Origin of the sequence: Clostridium sp. HCP1S3_C6 (genome assembly GCF_052066735.1) — a bacterium.
Taxonomy (GTDB): domain Bacteria; phylum Bacillota; class Clostridia; order Clostridiales; family Clostridiaceae; genus Clostridium.
This window is the reverse complement of record NZ_JBQHRN010000092.1, coordinates 1-317: the sequence shown is the minus strand read 5'-3', so window position 1 is coordinate 317 and position 317 is coordinate 1. Positions and strand designations below refer to the sequence as shown.

Sequence of the window (317 nt, the reverse complement as noted above, 5' to 3'; positions counted from 1 at the left end):
TTTCTATGGAGAAATCTAGTAAAGCAAGAAGCTTTCTAGTACAAAAAAATCATAGTAATGATTTCTTATAATAAGGAAATGATTTTTAACTTACTGTTCAATTTTGAGAGATTAAATCTCTTAAAATGAGGGCTTATAGCTCAGCTGGTTAGAGCGCACGCCTGATAAGCGTGAGGTCGATGGTTCGAGTCCATTTAAGCCCACCATGTTCTTTGAAAATTGCACATATATATTGTTTGTATAAATACAACAAGCCAAGAAATATTCTTTGTAAATTTGTTTAGACAATTTATTGTTTAAATATTATACTTAATTAC

The 317-nt window shown here is 30.0% G+C and carries 1 tRNA gene; it reads left to right on the top strand.

The annotated features are described in order from the left end of the window. The first annotated feature begins 129 nt into the window (after window positions 1-129). Window positions 130-206: transfer RNA gene (locus ACTNAO_RS12900), tRNA-Ile, on the top strand. Window positions 207-317: the final 111 nt, after the last annotated feature.